Source organism: Pseudoduganella sp. OTU4001 (assembly GCF_038440195.1).
Taxonomy (GTDB): domain Bacteria; phylum Pseudomonadota; class Gammaproteobacteria; order Burkholderiales; family Burkholderiaceae_D; genus Rugamonas.
In genome coordinates, this window is the sequence record NZ_JASATG010000011.1 from 104,412 (window position 1) to 123,402 (window position 18,991).

The 18,991-nt window shown below is 64.2% G+C and carries 16 protein-coding genes; 6 read left to right on the plus strand and 10 right to left on the minus strand.

Going from position 1 to position 18,991, the window contains the following annotated elements; translation table 11 throughout:
- Window positions 1-19: 19 nt before the first annotated feature.
- From AAHE99_RS12735 to ompR, 3 genes are all read right to left on the minus strand, one after another.
- Window positions 20-988, minus strand: coding sequence for a cysteine synthase A (locus AAHE99_RS12735; RefSeq protein ID WP_342117689.1), 969 nt, complete (start codon window positions 986-988; stop codon window positions 20-22).
- A 69-nt stretch (window positions 989-1,057) separates the two neighbouring features.
- Window positions 1,058-2,404: a sensor histidine kinase gene (locus tag AAHE99_RS12740; RefSeq protein WP_342117691.1), complete on the minus strand. Its 1,347-nt coding sequence runs from the start codon at window positions 2,402-2,404 to the stop codon at window positions 1,058-1,060.
- Between the two features lie 13 nt (window positions 2,405-2,417).
- Complete coding sequence (ompR, locus tag AAHE99_RS12745; RefSeq protein WP_342117692.1) at window positions 2,418-3,182, minus strand: osmolarity response regulator transcription factor OmpR; 765 nt, start codon at window positions 3,180-3,182, stop codon at window positions 2,418-2,420.
- A gap of 185 nt (window positions 3,183-3,367) precedes the next feature.
- On the opposite strand from ompR, the gene AAHE99_RS12750 reads away from it, so the two are divergent.
- From AAHE99_RS12750 to AAHE99_RS12760, 3 genes are all read left to right on the plus strand, one after another.
- Window positions 3,368-3,715, plus strand: a complete 348-nt coding sequence (locus AAHE99_RS12750; RefSeq protein WP_342117695.1) for a hypothetical protein — start codon at window positions 3,368-3,370, stop codon at window positions 3,713-3,715.
- Between the two features lie 138 nt (window positions 3,716-3,853).
- On the plus strand, window positions 3,854-5,743 hold the full coding sequence (locus tag AAHE99_RS12755; protein ID WP_342117696.1) for a flagellar assembly protein A: 1,890 nt from the start codon (window positions 3,854-3,856) through the stop codon (window positions 5,741-5,743).
- 7 nt (window positions 5,744-5,750) lie between these two features.
- Window positions 5,751-7,643 carry a flagellar assembly protein A gene (locus AAHE99_RS12760; RefSeq protein ID WP_342117697.1) on the plus strand — a complete coding sequence of 631 codons (1,893 nt, stop codon included), beginning with the start codon at window positions 5,751-5,753 and terminating at the stop codon, window positions 7,641-7,643.
- A gap of 3 nt (window positions 7,644-7,646) precedes the next feature.
- On the opposite strand, the gene AAHE99_RS12765 is transcribed toward AAHE99_RS12760, so the two are convergent.
- On the minus strand, window positions 7,647-8,678 hold the full coding sequence (locus AAHE99_RS12765; RefSeq protein ID WP_342117698.1) for an HDOD domain-containing protein: 1,032 nt from the start codon (window positions 8,676-8,678) through the stop codon (window positions 7,647-7,649).
- A 133-nt stretch (window positions 8,679-8,811) separates the two neighbouring features.
- Between AAHE99_RS12765 and AAHE99_RS12770 the strand changes: the two genes are divergently transcribed.
- A complete protein-coding gene (locus tag AAHE99_RS12770; RefSeq protein ID WP_342117699.1) occupies window positions 8,812-9,282 on the plus strand; it encodes a chemotaxis protein CheW in 471 nt (156 codons plus the stop codon).
- Here AAHE99_RS12770 and AAHE99_RS12775 read toward each other — a convergent pair.
- Genes AAHE99_RS12775 through AAHE99_RS12790 form a run of 4 tightly spaced genes read right to left on the minus strand, consistent with a single transcriptional unit; the run spans window position 9,252 to window position 13,651 of the window.
- A complete protein-coding gene (locus tag AAHE99_RS12775) occupies window positions 9,252-11,207 on the minus strand; it encodes an ATP-binding cassette domain-containing protein (RefSeq protein WP_342117701.1) in 1,956 nt (651 codons plus the stop codon). The two genes, AAHE99_RS12770 and AAHE99_RS12775, sit on opposite strands and share 31 nt — an antisense overlap.
- A 59-nt stretch (window positions 11,208-11,266) precedes the next feature.
- Window positions 11,267-12,157, minus strand: coding sequence for a 50S ribosomal protein L3 N(5)-glutamine methyltransferase (prmB, locus tag AAHE99_RS12780; protein ID WP_342117702.1), 891 nt, complete (start codon window positions 12,155-12,157; stop codon window positions 11,267-11,269).
- A gap of 10 nt (window positions 12,158-12,167) precedes the next feature.
- Complete coding sequence (dapE, locus tag AAHE99_RS12785; protein WP_342117703.1) at window positions 12,168-13,301, minus strand: succinyl-diaminopimelate desuccinylase; 1,134 nt, start codon at window positions 13,299-13,301, stop codon at window positions 12,168-12,170.
- Complete coding sequence (locus tag AAHE99_RS12790) at window positions 13,298-13,651, minus strand: ArsC family reductase (protein WP_342117705.1); 354 nt, start codon at window positions 13,649-13,651, stop codon at window positions 13,298-13,300. The genes dapE and AAHE99_RS12790 overlap by 4 nt, the downstream gene beginning before the upstream one ends.
- Before the next feature lie 105 nt (window positions 13,652-13,756).
- Between AAHE99_RS12790 and AAHE99_RS12795 the strand changes: the two genes are divergently transcribed.
- Together AAHE99_RS12795 and AAHE99_RS12800 are read left to right on the plus strand one after the other, a co-directional pair.
- The gene (locus AAHE99_RS12795) at window positions 13,757-15,673 is read left to right on the plus strand and encodes an alpha/beta hydrolase family protein (RefSeq protein WP_342117706.1); all 1,917 of its coding nucleotides are present in this window, start codon (window positions 13,757-13,759) and stop codon (window positions 15,671-15,673) included.
- A 165-nt stretch (window positions 15,674-15,838) separates the two neighbouring features.
- Entirely contained in the window at window positions 15,839-16,972 is a 1,134-nt protein-coding gene (locus AAHE99_RS12800; protein ID WP_342117708.1) for a matrixin family metalloprotease, read from the plus strand.
- On the opposite strand, the gene AAHE99_RS12805 is transcribed toward AAHE99_RS12800, so the two are convergent.
- Together AAHE99_RS12805 and AAHE99_RS12810 are read right to left on the minus strand one after the other, a co-directional pair.
- Complete coding sequence (locus AAHE99_RS12805; protein ID WP_342117709.1) at window positions 16,969-17,418, minus strand: acyl-CoA thioesterase; 450 nt, start codon at window positions 17,416-17,418, stop codon at window positions 16,969-16,971. The two genes, AAHE99_RS12800 and AAHE99_RS12805, sit on opposite strands and share 4 nt — an antisense overlap.
- Entirely contained in the window at window positions 17,418-18,953 is a 1,536-nt protein-coding gene (locus AAHE99_RS12810) for a helicase HerA-like C-terminal domain-containing protein (RefSeq protein WP_342117711.1), read from the minus strand. The genes AAHE99_RS12805 and AAHE99_RS12810 overlap by 1 nt, the downstream gene beginning before the upstream one ends.
- Window positions 18,954-18,991 lie beyond the last annotated feature (38 nt).

The following is an 18,991-nucleotide window of genomic DNA, read 5'->3' on the forward strand; positions in this document are numbered from 1 at the left end:
ATGCGCCAGATCGACACGATTAAAAAAGATTTTTTTGTTTTAGCCAGTCCGGATTGAAAAGACGGGCGGCATAGGTTGCGCCGCGGTCGCACAGCAGGGTGACGATGGTGTGGCCGGGACCCATCTGCTGCGCCAATGCGACGGCGGCGGCCACGTTGATGCCACTGGAGCCGCCGACATACAGGCCTTCTTCGCGCAGCAGGTGGTAGACCATCTTGACGCAGGTCTTGTCGTCGATGCGGATGGCGTCGTCGATTGGCGTTCCTTGCAGGTTGGCGGTGACGCGGCTGTTGCCGATGCCTTCGGAGATCGAGCTGCCCTCGCTCTTCAGTTCGCCATGCTTGACCCAGTTGTAGAGCGCGCTGCCAAAAGGATCGGCCAGGATGATGCGGATGGCGGGGTCCTGTTCCTTCAGATAGCGCGCCACGCCGGCCAGGGTGCCGCCGGTGCCGGTGGCGCAGGTGAAGGCGTCGATGCGGCCGGCGCTGTCGTTCCAGATTTCGGGACCGGTGTGGGCGTAGTGGGCCTGGCGGTTGGCCAGGTTGTCGAATTGCTGGGCCCAGATGGCGTTGGGCAACTCTTGCGCCAGGCGGCCGGCGACTTTTTGGTAGTTGTTGTCGTCGGCATAGGGCACGGCGGGGACGGGGCGGACTTCAGCGCCCAAGGTGCGCAGGATGGCGAATTTTTCTTCGGACTGCGTTTCCGGGATCACGATCACGCATTTGTAGCCGCGCGCCGCGCACAGGTGGGCCAGGCCGATGCCGGTGTTGCCGGCCGTGCCTTCGACCACGGTGCCGCCGGGTTTGAGTTTGCCGCTGAGTTCGGCTTCCTGCAGGATGGCCAGGGCGGCGCGGTCTTTGACGGAGCCGCCGGGGTTCATGAATTCGGCTTTGGCCAGGATTTCACAGCCGGTCTCGGCCGAGAGGCGGGCGAGACGGATCAGGGGCGTGTTGCCGATAGTGCCGGCGAAACCGGATTTGGGGTGCATGGGTTCACTTTAGTCCAAAACCGGTAAACCTGGGTCTGACCCGCAGGGTCAGACCCAGGTTTACCGGTTTCAGAGCGCCCGCAGCGTGATGGTGAACTTAAGCCCACCGCCCTCGCGGTTCGCCACCTCCAGCTCCGCATCATGCCGCGACAGCACGCGGTCGACGATGGCGAGCCCGAGGCCGGCGCCATTGGCCTGCCCACGCGCGGTATCGAGCCGTGTGAACGGTTTCAACAGCTGCGCAATCTGGCCGTCGGGCACCCCCACGCCATGGTCCTGCACCTCCACCACCACCCGCTTTGCGGTATGCATCCCGCGCACCGAGCACTTGATATCAATCTCCGCCACATCCTTGCCCGGCGTCTTGCCATAGCGCCGCGCGTTCTCCACCAGGTTGGCGATCACGCGCTTGAGATCGGTGGCATTGCCCAGCACATGCGCATGTTCCGGCAGCTCCGTCGTCACCCGCACATCCGCATGCCGTCCGGCCTCATGCGCGGATTCGGCCAGCAGCGCCGCCATATCCACATTGATAAAGGTCGACGCCTCGGTCGGCTTCGCATAGTCGAGGAACTGGGCAATGATGGCATCCATCTGCGCAATATCCGACTGCATGCCTTCGCGCGCCTCGGTCGACAGGTTGGCCATCTCCACTTCCAGCTGCATACGCGCCAGCGGCGTGCGCAAGTCGTGCGAGATGCCGGCCAGGATCACGGCCCGGTCCGATTCGACTTGCCGCAAGTCATCTACCATCTGGTTGAAGCTGCGGTTGGCCTGGCGTACTTCCTGCGGGCCAACTTCCGGCAGCGGCGTAGGCGGGCGGCCCTGGGCCACGTCGCGCGCGGCGGCGGTCAGGCGTTTCAGCGGCAGGTTGATCAGGCTGGAAATCACGGCCGCGCCCAGCAGCGACACCACCGACACGATACCGGCCCAGCCCAGCCACTCCACCGACTCGCGCACGCGTTCGCGTTCCAGCATCAGCCAGTAGCGGTCATCGGCAATCTTGAAACTGACCCAGTAGCCCGGCACGCCATTCACCTCGGACGAGAAGCGCGTATCGGCGCCCAGCTTGGCGCGCACCAGGGCCTGGGTGTCGCGCATCAGGGCCGAATCGGGCGGCGGCTCGACCTCATCCTCATCCTCCATGGTGAAGACGCGGATGCCCTCGTTCGACACCAGTTCGAACAGCAATTCGTTGCGCAGGTCGGGCGCGGAGTGGGTCAGGGCGGCGCGGGTAATGGTCACCACCGACACCACCTGGGCGGCGGTCTGCTGTGCCAGCGGCTCGCGCTGGACGAAGTTGACCACGCCGAACCAGGCCGACATGGAGAGCGTGGTGAGCACGCTCAGCAGCAGGAAGGTGCGCCAGAACAGGCCGCTGGACAGCGACCCGAGGCGCGGCAGGCGGAATTTCATCGACAGCCCAAAATCAGCGTGGCTGGCCCTCAGGGATGAAGACGTAGCCCAGGCCCCATACGGTCTGGATGTACAGCGGGCTGGATGGATCCGGCTCGATCAGCTTGCGCAGGCGGGAGATCTGCACGTCCAGGCTGCGGTCGAACACCTCGTATTCGCGGCCGCGCGCCAGTTCCATCAGTTTCTCGCGCGACAGCGGCTGGCGCGCGTGGCGCGCAAACACTTTCAGCACCGAGAATTCGCCGGTGGTCAGCGGCACGGTCTCGCCGTTCTTTTTCAGGGTGCGGGTGCCCAGGTCCAGCACGAACTGGCCGAATTCGAAGGTCTGCGGATGTTCCGACGGCGCACCCGGGATTTCGTCCGGCTGCTTGCGGCGCAGCACGGCGCCGATACGGGCCACCAGCTCGCGCGGGTTGAATGGCTTGGGCAGGTAGTCGTCCGCGCCCATTTCCAGGCCGACGATGCGGTCCACGTCTTCGCCCTTGGCGGTCAGCATGATGATCGGGGTCTGGTCGCCCGCGCCGCGCAGGCGGCGGCAGATCGACAGCCCGTCTTCGCCAGGCAGCATCAGGTCCAGCACCAGCAGGTCGTAACGTTCGCGCAGCCACAGCTTGTTCATGGCGGTGGCATTTTCAGCGGTGACGACGTTGAAGCCTTGCTCGGTCAGGTAGCGGCGCAGCAGGTCGCGCAGGCGGACGTCGTCGTCCACCACCATGATCTTGGCCTGGTGGCCGTGCTGGCCGCCTGGTGCGGCCGGAGGGGTAGTGGTCGTAGTCATAGGATTTGTTGATATTGTTGAATTGTCAGATGCATGTCGCTATGGTAACGTCATATTCGTTGCGGGGGCCACCCCGGTGAAAACTCATTACAAATTCTTACAAACTTTACCCCGACACTCTTACCTTAGGAAGTCGGAGCGCATACACTGCGGGCATGGATACGGCAAGTACGACGAGGATGGCGATGAAATTCGGTGCAAAATCAGGAGTGGGCAAAGCGGCATCCGCGCTGTGCGCAGCCCTGTGCTGCACCTTGATGGCCAGCGCCCAGGCCCAGTCCGACCAGCAAAACCGCCAGCAGGAACAGCGCAAGGAAGGCCGCCGCGATTTCCGCGACCCGCGCTGGGGCGATGCCCGTGATCCACGCTCATTTGAAGCGCGCGCCGAAGAACAGCGCCGCCTGATGGAAGAAAACCGGGATAACGCAGATTCGCGCCGCATGGGCCGCATGACGCCCGACGAACGCCGCGACCTGCGCCGCCAGATTAACGAAGCAGGCCAGCAAGTTTATTCACTGCCGCCACGGCGCTGAAAATGTGACATTTACGTAACGTCACGAAAGCTTTCGGCCTTCGAATCCTCCGATATTCGATGTTTTGCGTGTAATATTGATTGCCCGCAAGATAATGCGCCCCGGCGCGCCCCATAATAGGGCATTGGAGGAGAGCTTTTGCCCCACACCGCACAACAGGACAGCCCCGGTACCTTGCCGGGTGGCGTGGTTGAAAGGCCCGATGGGGTCTTCCTCGACCTGCGCCGGCTCGCGCCTGAGCTGGTTGGGGCGGTCGACGCCTTGTTCCGCAGCGGCCGTCTGCTGCGCGGCCTCGATTACCCGGTCCTGACGCGCGTCCTGTACGGCGTCGGCCCCGAATTGGCGCCGAGCGCCGAGCTGCTGGCCCGCGTGGCCGACAGCCTGGAACCATTCCCCGCCGAGCGCAAGCCGCTGTACCGCAACGTCAAGGTGCGCGACGGCGAAGCGGAATACTTCTTTGAACCGATTTACCTGCCGGCCGAGGAGCTGCCGGATGGCACTCTGTTGCCGGAACGTCCGGCCCAGCTCGATTTCGACGAGTTTGTGGCCGATATGTGGCTGAAGAATGTGCGCTTTGGCATACAGGTGGCAGCCGTGCGCGCCGCGATTGCCGCGCCCAAGGGCGAGCGGGTGGCGGCGGCGCTCGACCTGGAACCGACCCCGGCGCAGGATGCGCAGGTGGTGGAAGTGGCCTCCGAGCTGCACCGCAGCGATGCGCCGCGCCAGCGCGCCGACGGCACCATGGACCTGACCAGTTTCCAGAACCGTTTCCCGCAGATCAAGCAGGGCATGCGCCTGCTGCAAAAGCTGCCGGGCAAGGCCGGCGAGCCGGGCCGCAATATTGCGGGCCAGCTGATGCCGGCGCTGCAGCCGAAAGACGTCGACTTCCAGCGCTATGCCGGCGAGGGCACCCTGATCGCGCGCGAGGCCGACGGCGAATTCCTGGTGGCGGCGCGCGAAGGTTTCCTGAATGTGGACCCGAAGAGCGGCCAGGTGGCGCTGAGCGACAAGATCATCAGCCGCGAAGGCGTGTCCGGACGCACCACGGGCAACCTGGAGCTGATGGGCGCCTTCGAGGAGTTCGGCGACGTGCAGGAGTTGCGCGACGTGAACGGCAGCGACATCACGGTGCACGGCGACGTGTTTGGCAATATCAATTCCAGCGGCGGCACGATTGTGCTGGGCCGCAACCTGGTGGGCGGCAAGGCGATCAATGCCAAGGGCGACATCAAGGTCGCCGGCGTCGCTTCCGGCGCCATCATCCAGACCGCCAGCGGCACGGTCATCATCAAGGGCCGCGCTGAAAGCTGCGTGATCAGCGCACCCAAAGTGGTGATCGCGGAAGCTTCCAACTGCGAGATCTTCGCCGACGAAGTGGAAATCGAACTGGCCGTCGGTTGCGCCGTGGCGGGCCGCAGCGTGGCCATCGAAAGCGCCGGCCCGCGCAAGAGCAGCGAGATGTTCGTCTACGTCATCGTCAAGGACGTGGCCGGCCACGACGCGGAACTGGAAGCGCTGCAAAAGCAGACCGCCGGCCAGGAAGCTGATATCGCCACCTGGACTGCCGAGCATGAGCGCCTGAACGGCCTGGCCGAAGTGCGCAGCTACCTGACCCTGGCGGAAAAGCTGCGCAAGGGTGAAATCCAGCTGACGCCGGCCCAGGTGCCGCAGCTGAAGAAAGTTGCCGCCGCCGTGGCGCCGCAGGTGAAGGCCATTGGCCAGCTGCTGCAGGCGATCAAGCAGGCGGAAGATTCGATTGCCGGCGCGCGCGCCCGGCGCGATGAGCTGGAGGCGCTCAAGCGCGACGCGGCGGCGCGTTCCTCGGTGCGCCTGCATATGGTGGACGGCGACGTCCTGGTGCGCACCTTGCCGCTGGGCGAGGCCGTGGCCGCCAATTTCATGGCCCAGCCCAAGGATTACAAGGCCATGCTGCGCGGGCCAAGGCTGGACAGCCTGACCATCTTCTCCGGCTCGGCCGGAACGGTGTCCTGGCACGGTTCGGCACAGGTTGAGGCGGTTGTGAGCTAGCCGTACAATGGCCGAAGAAAACCATCCGGGAGACAAGGTGCCTGCAGATGCCGCCCCGGCCGCCATGGCGGCTGGCGATCTGCCATCGTCGCTGGTGCAGCGCGCCGATGGCGTCTATTTCAAGGCGGAAGCTCCAGCCGCCTTGCTGCAAGCGGCTGTCAACCAGGTCTTCCTGTCCGGCGCCAGCTTCCGCGGCATCGACTACGGCGTCTTCATCCGCGCACTGTATGGCGCCGGGCCGGAGCTGCCGGCCGGCATGAAAGACCAGCCGCTGTGGCGCTTTGCCGATGAGATCGCGCCATTCCCCAGCGGCCGCCGCGAACTTTACAAGTCGGTGCGCATTGTCGGCGGCGAGGCTGAATACTATTTCGAACCCGTCTTTATCGAAGTGGAAGGCATGCCGCCCACGCCGGCGCAGCTGGACTTTGGCGAATTCGTGGCCGATATGTGGACCAAAGGCATCCGCTTCGGCATCGACGCGCCGGTGGTGCGCGAAGCCATTGCCAGCGGCAAGGTGGCGCGCCTGATCGTGGCGCGCAAGCTGCCGGCGGCGCCGGGACGCGATGCCGCCATCGTCGAAGTGTCCGAGAGCATCCACCGCTCCAATGCGCCGCGCCTGCTGGCCAATGGCCGCTTCGACCTGCACACCTTCCAGAACCGCTTCCCGCAAGTGAAAGCCCAGGTGCGCCTGCTGCGCAAGGAGCCGCCGGTGCCGGGCACGCGCGGCTTTGAATTGTCCGGCATCGTGCTGGAACCGCCAGCCTCGCGCGACCTGGAAATGACCAGCGTGGCGGGCGAGGGCACGGTAGTGTTGCATATCGACGACGCCGATTACCTGGTGTCGTCGGTGGAAGGCTTCATCAACGTCGACAGCAAGAGCAAGCGCATTTCCATCGGTCCCAAGATCGTCAGCCGCGAAGGCGTGTCGGTGCGCACCACCGGCAACCTGACGCTGGATGGCGATTACGAGGAGTTCGGCGAGGTGCAGGAACAGCGCGTGGTGGGGGGCGGCAATATCACCGTGCATGGCGACGTATTCGGCAACATCAACTCGCGCGGCGGCACCATCGCCCTGCGCAAGAACCTGATGGGCGGCAGCGCCACCAATGCCGATGGCAATATCCGCGTATCCGGCGTCGCTTCGGGCGCGGTGCTGCAGGCCAAGAAGGGCGAAATAGTGCTGGGCAAGGCGCAGAACTGTGTGATCACTGGTTCGCGCGTCATCATCACCGAGGCCTACAACTGCGAAATCATGGCTGACGAAGTGCTGATCACGCTGGCGGCGGGCTGCGCGATCGCGGCGCGCCGCATCGAGGTCGACGGCGCCGGTCCGCGCAAGCAGGCCGAGATGCTGCTGCACGTGATGGTGCCCGACACCGCCAAGTACGACCAGAAGCTGGCTGAGTGTGCCGCGCGCGCCACGCGCCATGAGCAGCAGGCGGCGCGCTGCAAGGAGCAGATGGATGCCATCACCGCCGACCAGGAAGTACGCAACTACCTGCAGCTGGCCAGCAAAGTGCGCAAGCAGGAAGTCACGCTGAACCAGGAGCAGCTGGTGCTGTTCCAGAAGATGGCGCTGAAGGTCGGTCCGTCGCTGAAAATGGTGGCGCGCTTGCAGGTGCAGATGAAGGAGGCCCAGGCAGCGCAGCAGAAGGAGCAGGAGCTGGGCGAGCACGTCTACCAGCAAAAGTTGATGGTGATCGGCAGCGCGCGCTGTACGGTGCGCAAGGTCAATGGCGACACGACGGTGCGCAAGATGATCTTCAACCCCGACCTGGGACCGGCCTACCTGCTGCCGCCCAAGGAAGTCAAAGCCCGCCTGCGCGCAGCGGCGACCTCGCAGCAGCCGCTGTTCTCCGGCAGCAGCGGTGAGTTCGACTGGAGCGCCAGCGCCGCTTAGCGCTTAAATGAGCGCCGCGTAGCACGGCATGGCGCCCAACGGCAGGCCGTGGAACAGGTTGTTTTCCGAATCATTCAGCTCGCCCTGGGCCGCCAGCATGCGGATCTTGGCCAGGTAATCTCCCAGTACCAGCACGCGCGCCATCGGCGACAGGGCGCTGCCTTTGCGCACGTCGCCCTGTTCGCGGATCGCTTGCGTAATAGCGGGCGGGAAGCGCCACGCTTCGGCAATGCCGGCGGATATGGCGCGCGCTTCGTGCGCCATGCGGGCCCGGAACATCGACGAGCCAAGCACGCCGGGCACATTGCTGGTGCTGTCCATTACGCGCAGGGCGGTCAGCAGTCCCGCGTTCAGCACCAGACCCGCCAGGAAGGCTTCAAACGGAGCGACGCCGAATTCCGGCGCCAGCATGCGGCAGGCGATGGCGCTTTTCTCGGACTGGTCCCAGATGCGCGGCGCCATCAGCTTGGTGTAGTAGCCGGAGTTGAGGTCGATGATGGGGCGGAATGCCACCGTGGTGATCAACTGGCGCAAGCCTTCCTGGCCGATCACGATTACCGCGTGCTCCACGCTGGTGATGGTGGTCGGTTCGCCGCTGTTCTGGATGGCGGCATTGGCCAGGCGCAGCACCGAACCTACCAGTACCAGGTCGTTGGAAATCTTGCGGGCGATATCGGCGCCGGCGAAATTGTCGCTGCGCAGGCTTTGCAGCAGCTGCGGGATGACGCCGGGCATGCGGCGCAGCATATCGGCGGCATTGTGGCCGGACTTGGCGGCTACACCCAGTTCCTGCAGCACCCGGTTTTCTGGAGCTGTGGTGTCGAGCGAGTCGCCTTCCGGCAGGGCGAACAGCCAGTGCTGGAAAGCGGAGTTGACCAGGTCCTTCTGCTCAAAATCGGGGCCGCCTTCCAGGGCGGGCGACAGTGCAGCGGCGGGCGGCGGGGCGGCTGGCTGCGGCGAAGGCGCCTGCGGCACGGTCGGCGGCTGCGGATCTTCGTCAGATTTCGCGAACAGTCGCTTCAGCCATTGGTACATGGGCGCTTTCCCTGGCAATTGTCATGAAAGCATTGTAGCCCACGCGGCAACCTTTGAGGATGCTCAAACTGCTTGCTGTTGCGTAACGGTACGATGGAACAGCGTATCAGCGGATTCAGAGGAGCATTAAGTTATGGAAGCCGACCTGCGACAGTACCTGACCTTCCGCCTGGGCGGGCTTGAGTATGCGCTGGACTACCGCCGCGTGCAGGAGCTGCGCCCTTTGAGCGCGCTCGAACGCGTGGCCTCGGGCGGGGCGATTGTGGAGGGCGTGGCGCTGTCGCGCGGGGTGATCATGCCCATCGTGGACATGCGGGTGGCGTTCGGCCCGCGCCCGCCGGCGCATGACCCGTGCACGGACGTGATCATCCTGCAGCTGTCGGCCTGCGTGATGGGGATGGTGACGGACGGCGTGACCGACCTGGTGACCCTGCCGGCGACCGCCATCCACCCCCTGCCGCATGTGGGCGAGGAGGTGGATTACCTGCTGGGCATGGGGCAGCTGGGCGAGCGGCGCCTGATTGTGCTCGATATCGACCGCCTGATGGCGGTGCGCAATGCGATGCGTCCGCGTCAGGCCGCCAGAGCTTCCAGCTGCTCCTGAAGCTCCAGCCATTCGCCTTCCAGCTGCTCCAGCTCCTTGGTGCATTCGACCTGGTCGGTCAGCAGGGTTTTCAGCTTTGGCTTGTTGTCCGCTTCGTAGATGGCCGGATCGGCCAGGGCGGCGTCGATCGTGGCTTTCTGCTCGCTGCGCTGGGCCATCGCGGCTTCCACCTTCTTCAGGCGGTTTTCCAGCGGCTTGCGCTGGGCCGACAGGCGCTGGCGCTGCTCGGCTTCCAGGCGCTTTTGCTCCTTGCGGTCGACCGGGCTGGCTTCGACCGCGGCGCTGGCGGCGCCAGCCGCTGCAACGGGCGCTGCGGCTGCCGGCTTGGCCAGCTTGGTCTGCAGCAGCCAGTCCTTGTATTCATCCAGGTCGCCATCGAACTCGCGCAGGCGGCCGTTCTCGACGATGATGAACTGCTCGGTGGTGGCGCGCAGCAGGTGGCGGTCGTGGGACACCACCAGCAGGGTGCCTTCGAACTGCGCCAGCGCATCGGTCAGCGCTTCGCGGGTTTCCAGGTCCAGGTGGTTGGTCGGTTCGTCCAGCAGCAGCAGGTTGGGGCGTTGCCACACGATCAGTGCCAGCGCCAGGCGTGCCTTCTCGCCGCCGGAGAACGGTGCGATCTTGCTGGTCACCATATCGCCGGGGAAGTTGAAGCTGCCCAGGAAGTTGCGCAGTTCCTGCTCGCGTACAGTCGGCGCCATCTTCTGCAGGTGCCACAGCGGCGACTCGTCATGGCGCAGCATCTCCACCTGGTGCTGGGCGAAGTAGCCGATCACCAGGCCTTTGCCGGTGGTGGCGGTGCCGGTCAGCGGATCGATGTCTCCGGCGATGGTCTTGATCAGGGTCGATTTACCGGCCCCGTTCACGCCCAGCAGGCCGATACGCTGGCCCTGCACCAGCGAGAACGTCACGCCGCGCACGATGGTTTTGTCGCCCTGCTCGGTGTGGTAGCCGCAGTTGACGTCTTCCATCACCAGCAGCGGGTTGGGGGCGCTGACCGGGTCGCGGAATTCGAAGCTGAACTCGGCGGCGGCGCGCAGCGGCGCCAGTTCTTCCATCTTGGCCAGCTGTTTCATGCGCGACTGCGCCTGGCGCGCCTTGGTGGCCTTGGCCTTGAAGCGGTCGATGAACGATTGCAGGTGGGCGCGGGCGCGCTGCTGCTTCTCGATGGCGGAAGCCTGCAGCACCAGCTGCGCGGCGCGCTGGCGCTCGAAGCCGGAGTAGTTGCCGGAGTAGCGTTTCAGCTTGCGGTCGTCGATGTGGACGATCACGTTCACGATCTCGTCGAGGAAATCGCGGTCGTGGGAAATGATGATCAGGGTGCCGGGGTAGCGCTTCAGCCAGTCCTCCAGCCAGATGATCGCGTCCAGGTCCAGGTGGTTGGTCGGTTCGTCCAGCAGCAGCAGGTCGGATGGGCACATCAGCGCTTGCGCCAGGTTCAGGCGCATACGCCAGCCGCCGGAGAAGCTGGCTACCGGCTGCTGCATCTGCTCCAGCGAGAAGCCCAGGCCCAGCAGCAGCTGCTCGGCGCGCGACTGCACGGTGTAGGCGTTGGCGTCGGCCAGTGCGGTGTGCACGTGGGCGATCTCGATGCCGTGTTCCGGCGAGTCCGGCATGGCTTCCAGGCGCGCCAGTTCGGCCTCCAGCTCGCGCAGGTGGGCGTCGCCGTCGATGGCATAGTCGATGGCGGTGCGCGGCAGGGCAGGGGTTTCCTGCGCCACGTAGGCCATGCGCCAGCTTTTCGGGAAGTCGATGTCGCCCAGGTCCGGGTGCAGCTCGTTGCGCAGCATGGCGAACAGGCTGGATTTGCCGGCGCCATTGGCGCCGATCAGGCCGATCTTGTCGCCCGGGTTCAGGGTCAGGTCGGTGTTTTCCAGCAGCGGCTTCAGGCCGCGCATCAGGCTGACGTTGGTGAAGCGGATCATTTTCTTGGTCGTTTTGTTTTAACCCCGGTAAACCGGGGTCAGACCCGGGTTTGCCGGGTTTAGATTTTCAGTTGGTCAGCGGTGAGCAGGAACACCATATCGTCGCCCTGGCTGGTGGTCAGCCAGGTCAGGCCCAGGTGGCCGAAGGCCGCCTCGGCAAACTCCTTCTCGTTGCCGATTTCAACGATCAGCAGGCCGTCGTCGGTCAGGCGCTCGGCGGCGCCGGCCACAATCTTGCGCACCAGGTCCATGCCATCCGCACCGCCATCCAGCGCGATTTGCGGCTCGTGCAGGTATTCCTGCGGCAGCTTGGCCATCGACGAAGAATTCACGTACGGCGGGTTGGTGATGATCAGGTCATACTTTTTGCCGGCCGGGACGTTGGCGTACAGGTCGGACTGGATCAGGTTCAGGCGCTTGCCCAGTTCGTACTTGTCCACGTTCTTGCGCGCCACTTCCAGCGCATCGCCGGAAATATCCACCGCATCGACTTCGGCGTCAGGGAAGGCATCGGCCATCATGATCGCCAGGCAGCCGGAGCCGGTGCACAGTTCCAGGATGTTGGAGACGTTCTCCGGATCCGGCACCCACGGCGCGAAGTATTGCGGGATCAGTTCCGCGATATAGGAACGCGGCACGATGGTGCGCTCGTCCACGTAGAAGTTGTAGGTGCCCAGCCAGGCCTCGTTGGTGATGTAGGCCGCCGGAACGCGGTCCTTGGCGCGGCGTTCGATCACGGCCAGCACTTCCGCCACTTCTTCCGGCTGCAGGCGCGCATCCATGAACGGCTCCAGGCGGTCCAGCGGCAGCGCCAGGGTGTGCAGGGTCAGGTAGGCTGCTTCATCGTAGGCTTCCGCGCTGCCATGGCCGAAGAACAGCTTGGCCTTGTTGAAACGGGTGACAGCGTGGCGAATCAGGTCGCGCGGGGTCGTGTACAGGGTGGTATCCATAGTGTTCTTCTCAAGCCAGGAGGTTTTCCAGGGTGCGGCGGTAGATGTTCTTCAGCGGATCGATGAAACGCACTTCAATGTGCTCGTCGATCTTGTGGATGCTGGCATTCGGGGGGCCAAATTCTATCACCTGGGGGCAGATCTGGGCGATGAAGCGCCCGTCGGAAGTGCCGCCGGTGGTGGACAGTTCGGTGTCGACGCCGGTTTCATCCTTGATGGCGTGGCACAGCGCTTCGGACAGCGTGCCGCGCGGGGTCAGGAAGGGCAGGCCGGACAGGGTCCAGTCGATGTGGTAATCCAGGCCGTGCTTGTCGAGGATCGCATGCACGCGCTCGCGCAGGCTCTCGTGGGTGGAGGCGGTCGAGAAGCGGAAGTTGAAGTCGATGTGCAGCTCGCCCGGAATTACGTTGTTCGCGCCGGTGCCGCCCTTGATGTTCGACATCTGCCACGACGTCGGCAGGTAGTACTCGTTGCCGTTGTCCCAGACTTCCGCCACCAGGTCGGCCAGCGCCGGCGCGGCCAGGTGGATCGGGTTCCTGGCCAGCTGCGGGTAGGCGATATGGCCCTGCACGCCCTTGATGGTCAGGATGCCCGACAGCGAACCGCGGCGGCCATTCTTGATCATGTCGCCCAGGGTCTGGTCGGAGGTCGGCTCGCCGACGATGCAGTAGTCCAGGGTTTCGCCGCGCTCGCGCAGCATCTCCACCACCTTGACGGTGCCGTCCACCGCCGGGCCTTCCTCGTCGGAGGTGATCAGGAAGGCGATCGAACCCTTATGGCCAGGGTGTGCGGCCAGGAATTCTTCGCAGGCCACCACCATGGCGGCGATCGAGGTTTTCATGTCGGCCGCGCCGCGGCCATACAGCTTGCCGTCGCGGTGGGTCGGGTAGAACGGCTCGGACGACCACTTCTCCAGCGGGCCGGTCGGCACCACGTCGGTATGGCCGGCGAATACCAGCACCGGGCTTGCGGTGCCCTTGCGCGCCCACAGGTTGGTGACTTCGCCCGAAATCACGGTCTCGCAGCGGAAGCCGAGCGGCTCCAGCCAGGACTTCAGGTGGTCCTGGCAGCCCTTGTCTTCCGGCGTAACGGAGGCGCGGCCCAGCAGCTTTTCGGTCAGGTCGAGGGTGCGGGACGCGCTCATGCTGCGAAGATTTCCTGGTACATGCCGGCGTTGAAGCCGACATGGGCGCGCGGGCTGGCGCCAACCAGCACCGGACGCTTGATCACGGACGGGTTCTCCAGCATCAGGGCGACAGCGGCATCGGCGCCGGTGACGGCGGCCTTGCGCTCGTCCGGCAGGGCGCGCCAGGTGGTGCCCTTTTTGTTGACCAGCACTTCCCAGTCCAGGGTTTCCAGCCAGCCGCGCACGGTGGCTTCGTCCAGGCCCTGTTTCTTGAAGTCGTGGAAAGTGAAGTCGTGCTGCTGGTCCGCCAGCCACACGCGGGCTTTCTTGACGGTGTCGCAGTTCGGGATGCCGTAGAGAGTAATCATTCAGTAAATATTGATGTGCGGGGAGGCCTGGCGGCCGAAGGACGACATTATATCGCGGCTCCAACTGCTATCATGGGACACATCTTGCCAACTCATTAACTGCGAATGCGTCACCACCTGCTTGCCCTGATCCTGTGCTTCCCGCTTCACTCCTTTGCCGCCGATGACATGCCCGCCGGGCTGACCATCGCACAGGCGATCGATCCCCTCGGTTTCACGTCGGCTGTGCTGTCGCCCGATGGCCGCCATGTTGCTGCGCTTGGGTACACCGGACACGAGGCGGGCCTGGTTTTGTACGACACGGAAACCCGCAAAACGGCCGTATTGGTGAAGGGCCGCTACGTAAGCGAATACGGCAGGGTGTTCCAGAAAGACCCGCTGCGCGCGACTTGGGTAAGTAACGACCTGATCGCTGTCGATTACGGCATCTGGGCCGAGTCCATCGATTTATCCGGCAAAAAGGTCGCTGAGATTGGCGTTTCGGTGATCGGCAAAGCGGAGCCGGCCCGGCCCGACTCGACTTCGTTGCTCGTTTATGACGATGAAGGTGGACAGACCCTGGCCAAGGTCGATGCCCGCACCGGGAAAAAGAGGAAATTCGACTACCCGTCGGCTGGCAAATTGCGCCATTGGGCTTTTGACCGGCTGGGCAACCTGCGTGCGGTGACGCTGGTTGATTCGGCCTTCTGGAGCGACGATACCAAGGTGGTCAACTGGTACCGTCCCGCGCCGGACGCGCCATGGCAGAAACTGGCCGAATTCCAGATCACGGACGACTACTGGACGCCGCTGCGCGTGCCCGACGAAGACGGCCGGCTGCTTGTCATGTCGGCCGAGGGCCGTGAAACGCGCGCCGTGTTTTCCTACGACACGGTGCAGCGGCAGCTCAAGGAGGTGGTGTACGGCCATCCAAGCCAGGACCTGGCCGTAGTCAAAGGACTGGTCCTTGCAGAACCAAGTGCGGTTGTCACCATGGGCATGAAGCCGGAGCAGCACTGGCTGGATCCGCAATGGAGCAAGGTGCAGCAACGCATCGATGAAGCGCTGCCCGGACGTATCAATGTCCTCTCAGGTAACCCGGCAGGAAAGATGCTGGTGTACTCGTATAGCGACCAGGATCCTGGTGTTTGGTATCTGCTGGAGCGCAAGACAATGCACATGGAGCCTATCCTCTACCGAAACCGGGAGGTCGACCCGGCAGAGCAGCGGGCGATGGAGGTAATGCGCTACCCGGCCCGCGATGGGCTTTCCATACCGGCCTACCTGACCCGCCCGGTGCAACAGGCAGGGCCGATGCCAACGGTGGTGCTGGTGCATGGCGGCCCGGCAGTGCGCGACCATTGGAACTGGGACGCGGAAGTGCAGCTTCTGGCGGCGCACGGCTACCTGGTGTTCCAGCCGCAGTTCCGGGGTTCTGCCGGTTTTGGCAAGGTCTTTGAGCAGGCGGGCAAGGGCGAGTGGGGGCGTGCGATGCAGGACGATATCAATGACGGCATCGCTGCCCTTGTTAAGCAAGGCTTGGCGGATCCTTCGCGCATCTGCATCGTTGGCGCCAGCTATGGCGGGTATGCCGCGCTCTGGGGCTTGGCCAGGGACCCGGACCTGTATCGCTGCGGCGTCAGTTTTGCGGGAGTGGTCGATATCGGCCTGATGCTGCGCGATCGATCCGACGTCAACCGCAATACGATCGGTCGCCAGTTCCGTGCCCGCGATTTCGGCGATGCCGAGGCAAACAAGAACCGGTATGACGAGGTGTCGCCGCTGCAGCACGTGGCGCGCATCAAGGCTCCGCTCATGCTGCTGCATGGAGAGAATGACCGGCGCGTGCCGTTCGAGCATGGCCGCAGGATGGCGGAGGCATTGCGCAAGCATGGCAAGGTCCATGAGTGGCACGACATACCTCAGGAAGGTCATGGGCTGAGATATGTCCGCAGCCAGATGATCTACCATGCCAATGTGCTGGGCTTCCTGGCCACCCATTTGGGCGGCAGGCGGCCACTGGTGCCAGCGGATTTTGAGTGAGGGCAAAGCTTGATGGCGTGCTAACGGTTGGTGCAAGGAGCTAAATTTGCTATTTCGACCCGGAGTGCACACTGACCCGCGCACGATTGAATTTCGCGTTGACGCATGGAAATTGTGTGGCGATACTGGGGTTTCCGTTTCACATTTGTTTTCGCACCCACCGATATGGCAACTGTTTCCCAAGTCCGCAGCACCACGCTTTCTGGCCTGAATTACATCGATTCCCTGCTGGGTAACCTGCCCAACTGGAATTACCAGACCGGTACCGTCAACACCCTGTATTACACGTTCTCCGTCGCGAGCGGCCTGGAAACGGGCAACAGCTCGATCCTGAGCGCGCCCAAGGCTTTCACCGCGGCCCAGCAGGCGGCCACGCGCGGCGCCATGGCCTATGCGGCCAAACTGACCGGCATCAACTTCGTGGAAACCACGGATGGCAGCGCGGCGCAATTCCACTTTGCCAACGCCAATATCAGCGGCGCCTATACCACGGGCCTGGACAGCTCGCGTTACAGCTATTCCTACAACAGCGCCGGCACGGTGACCAAGTTCACCGCCGCGACCTACGTCTACCTGGATAACGCCGAATGGGCGACCAAGAACGCCAACCTGACGCCCGGCACGCAGGGCTACGAAACCCTGTTGCACGAGATCGGCCACGCCCTCGGCCTGAAGCACTCCTTCGAGGGGACGATCAAGCTGCCGACGGCGCTGGATAACACTTCGCACACGCTGATGTCTTACACCCACTCGGGCGGCTTCCACTCCACCTTCAGCGAGTACGATGTCGCTGCGCTGAAGTGGCTGTATGGCGGCGATGGCCTGGCGGGCGCACTGGGTGTGAATTCGACCACCGGCGCGCGCTATCTGGCCGGCACCAGCGTGGCCGATACGCTGACCGGCACGGCCTTCAACGACAAGCTGGAAGGCAATGGCGGCAACGACGTGCTGAATGGCGGCGCGGGCAACGATATCGCGGTCTACAACGGCTTGAGCACGGCCTACACCTTGCTGCGCACCGGCGCCAGCACCTGGCAGGTCTCGGGTGCGGAAGGCGTGGATTTGTTGAGCAATATCGAAATGCTGCAGTTCACCGACCGCAGCGTTGCGCTCACTACCACCACTACGACCGCCACAGCAACCAGCGCTGCGACCACCACCACGACGGCGTATGCCGCTGGCACTGGCGTAGTGGGCACGGCGGCGCGCATGGAGAGCGATGCGCCGATGGACGATCTGGTGCAACTGGTGGGCCACCGCGGCCACCAGCTCCACCATCTCGACCACAGCCTGGTTTAAGGCGTGCTGAAGGCGGGCAGGTAAATCCCGCTGAACTCCGGCGGCAGGCGTTTCGGCTTGCCGCTGGAGAGTTCTATACATACCAAGTCCCAGCGCGCACGCAGCACCGTGCTGCAATCACGTTCGCGCACCAGCTGGAAGCAGCGCTGCATCGACAGCGGGCTGTCGCCTGGCAGCAGCCAGGTTCCCAACAGCAGTTTCTCACCCTCGTCGGTCGCGAAGATGTAGTCGAATTCGCTGCGGCGGATCGCCATGCCGCGGTCCAGCCGTTTGTAGTCGGCCAGGGTCAGGCCGAGCGCATTCGAATGCGCCCAGCCGGCTTCCTCGCACCAGCGCACGTAGACTGCGTTGTTGGTGTGGTCCAGGCCATCAATATCGGCAGCTAGCGGTGTGACCGGCAGGATGAAGGGTTGCGGGCGGTCCCAGGCGATTGCTTCTGCCGTCATCAGCGTTTTTTCAGGATCGAGCCGAGTACGCCGCGGATGATTTCGCGCCCGACTTGCGAGCCGATGCTGCGGGCGGCGGATTTCACCATGGCTTGTACGGCGGTGTCGCGCTTGCTGCTGCCGCCGCCGAACAGGCCGCCCAACACGTCGCCGAAGATGGAGCCGCCGCTGTCGGCTGGGGCTTCGGCCGGGGCTGGGGCGGGAGCACGGCCTGCCGGTGCGCGGCCGGCTGGCGCTGGTGCCGTGCCGCTGCCGCCGGCGACGCGGCCGGTCAGCTTCTCGTAGGCCGATTCGCGGTCGACCGCTTTTTCGTACACGCCCGCCACGACGGAGTTGTCGCGCGCGGCCTGGCGTTCGGCCGGCGAAATCGGGCCAAGCTGCGAGGCAGGCGGCAGCACGAAGGCGCGCTGCACGATTTGCGGCGTGCCTTTCTCGTCGAGGAAGGACACCAGCGCTTCACCCACGCCAAGCTCGGTGATCACCTGCGCCACGTCGATGGCGGGATTGGGGCGGAAAGTTTCGGCAGCCGACTTGACGGCCTTCTGGTCGCGCGGGGTGTAGGCGCGCAGGGCGTGCTGCACGCGGTTGCCCAGCTGGCCCAGCACAGTTTCCGGAATATCGAGCGGGTTCTGGGTGATGAAGAATACGCCCACGCCTTTGGAGCGGATCAGGCGCACCACCTGCTCGATCTTTTGCAGCAGCGCTTTCGGCGCCTCGGCAAACAGCAGGTGCGCTTCATCGAAGAAGAACACCAGTTTCGGCTTATCGAGGTCGCCCACTTCTGGCAGGTTTTCGAACAGTTCGGACAGCATCCACAGCAGGAATACCGCGTAGATACGCGGCGCGTTCATCAGCTTGTCGGCAGCCAGGATATTGACCACGCCTTTGCCCGCCGCATCGGTTTGCAGCAGGTCGTCTATATTCAGCATCGGCTCGCCGAAGAAGTGCTCGCCGCCTTGTTCCTCAATCGCCAGCAGGCCGCGCTGGATGGCGCCGATGCTGGCGGCGCTGACGTTGCCGTAGCTGGTCTTGTAGTCCGCCGCGTTGTCGCCCACGTGCTGCAGCATGGCGCGCAGGTCTTTGGTGTCGAGCAGCAGCATGCCGTTGTCGTCGGCGATCTTGAAGACCAGTTGCAGCACGCCTTCCTGCGTGTCGTTCAGGTTCAGCATGCGTGCCAGCAGGGTAGGGCCCAGGTCGGAGATGGTGGCGCGCACCGGGTGGCCCTGTTCGCCGAACACGTCCCAGAAGGTGACCGGGCAGCCGGCCCATTGCGGCGCTTCCAGTTTCAGCGACTCCAGGCGCTTGGCCATTTTCTCGCCCAGTTGGCCGGGCTTGGCCATGCCGGACAGGTCGCCCTTGATGTCGGCCATGAACACCGGCACACCGATGTCGGACAGCGACTGCGCAACGCGCTGCAAGGTGACCGTCTTGCCGGTGCCGGTGGCGCCGGTAATGCAACCGTGGCGGTTGACCAGATTGGACAGTATGTCGAGGCTTTGGTCGGCGGATTTGGCGATGGGCAGGGCGGTGCTCATAGGGACAGAATTTCTTGTTGATATGAAATTCTGATGAT

Bases quoted from the DNA above. Each gene is read 5' to 3' on its own strand.
- AAHE99_RS12735 (WP_342117689.1), bottom strand. From the start codon at position 988: ATGCACCCCAAATCCGGTTTCGCCGGCACTATCGGCAACACGCCCCTG.
- AAHE99_RS12740 (WP_342117691.1), bottom strand. From the start codon at position 2,404: ATGAAATTCCGCCTGCCGCGCCTCGGGTCGCTGTCCAGCGGCCTGTTC.
- ompR (WP_342117692.1), bottom strand. From the start codon at position 3,182: ATGACTACGACCACTACCCCTCCGGCCGCACCAGGCGGCCAGCACGGC.
- AAHE99_RS12750 (WP_342117695.1), top strand. From the start codon at position 3,368: ATGAAATTCGGTGCAAAATCAGGAGTGGGCAAAGCGGCATCCGCGCTG.
- AAHE99_RS12760 (WP_342117697.1), top strand. From the start codon at position 5,751: ATGGCCGAAGAAAACCATCCGGGAGACAAGGTGCCTGCAGATGCCGCC.
- AAHE99_RS12765 (WP_342117698.1), bottom strand. From the start codon at position 8,678: ATGTACCAATGGCTGAAGCGACTGTTCGCGAAATCTGACGAAGATCCG.
- AAHE99_RS12770 (WP_342117699.1), top strand. From the start codon at position 8,812: ATGGAAGCCGACCTGCGACAGTACCTGACCTTCCGCCTGGGCGGGCTT.
- AAHE99_RS12775 (WP_342117701.1), bottom strand. From the start codon at position 11,207: ATGATCCGCTTCACCAACGTCAGCCTGATGCGCGGCCTGAAGCCGCTG.
- prmB (WP_342117702.1), bottom strand. From the start codon at position 12,157: ATGGATACCACCCTGTACACGACCCCGCGCGACCTGATTCGCCACGCT.
- dapE (WP_342117703.1), bottom strand. From the start codon at position 13,301: ATGAGCGCGTCCCGCACCCTCGACCTGACCGAAAAGCTGCTGGGCCGC.
- AAHE99_RS12790 (WP_342117705.1), bottom strand. From the start codon at position 13,651: ATGATTACTCTCTACGGCATCCCGAACTGCGACACCGTCAAGAAAGCC.
- AAHE99_RS12795 (WP_342117706.1), top strand. From the start codon at position 13,757: ATGCGTCACCACCTGCTTGCCCTGATCCTGTGCTTCCCGCTTCACTCC.
- AAHE99_RS12800 (WP_342117708.1), top strand. From the start codon at position 15,839: ATGGCAACTGTTTCCCAAGTCCGCAGCACCACGCTTTCTGGCCTGAAT.
- AAHE99_RS12805 (WP_342117709.1), bottom strand. From the start codon at position 17,418: ATGACGGCAGAAGCAATCGCCTGGGACCGCCCGCAACCCTTCATCCTG.
- AAHE99_RS12810 (WP_342117711.1), bottom strand. From the start codon at position 18,953: ATGAGCACCGCCCTGCCCATCGCCAAATCCGCCGACCAAAGCCTCGAC.